At 65.4% G+C, this 737-nt stretch carries 1 protein-coding gene; it reads left to right on the forward strand.

All coding sequences use genetic code 11. The features are described 5' to 3' along the window. Positions 1–737, forward strand: a 737-nt coding sequence (locus tag CFB82_RS41705) for an aminotransferase class III-fold pyridoxal phosphate-dependent enzyme (protein ID WP_143751106.1), incomplete at both ends; no start/stop codon positions are given.

Genomic DNA, 737 nt, shown 5'->3' on the forward strand with positions numbered 1-737 from the left:
CGCGCGGGCAGCCGCGTGATCGTGAAGGCCGACGGCGTCTACCTGTGGGACTCGGACGGCAACAAGGTGATCGACGGGATGGCCGGCCTCTGGTGCGTGAACGTCGGCTACGGCCGCAAGGAGCTCGCCGACGCCGCGTATCGCCAGATCCAGGAGCTGCCGTTCTACAACACGTTCTTCAAGACCACCCACCCGCCGGTGATCGAACTCTCCGCGATGCTCGCGGAAGTCACGCCGAAGGGCTTCAACCACTTCTTCTATTGCAACAGCGGCTCGGAAGGCAACGACACCGTGCTGCGCCTCGTGCACCAGTACTGGCGCGTGCAGGGCCAGCCGCAGAAGAAGTACGTGATCTCGCGCAAGAACGGCTATCACGGCTCGACGATCGCCGGCGGCACGCTCGGCGGGATGGGCTACATGCACGAGCAGATGCCGTCGAAGGTCGAGAACATCGTGCACATCGACCAGCCGTATTTCTTCGGCGAAGCGGCGGCCGGCGAAACGCCGGAAGCGTTCGGCCTGGCGCGCGCGCAGCAGCTCGAAGCGAAGATCCTCGAACTCGGCGCGGAAAATGTCGCGGCGTTCATCGGCGAGCCGTTCCAGGGCGCGGGCGGCGTGATCTTCCCGCCGTCGACGTACTGGCCGGAAATCCAGCGGATCTGCCGCAAGTACGACATCCTGCTGGTGGCCGACGAAGTGATCGGCGGCTTCGGCCGCACCGGCGAATGGTTCGCACA

This window comes from Burkholderia sp. HI2714 (assembly GCF_002223085.1).
In the GTDB taxonomy this organism is placed as follows: Bacteria; Pseudomonadota; Gammaproteobacteria; order Burkholderiales; family Burkholderiaceae; genus Burkholderia; species Burkholderia lata_D.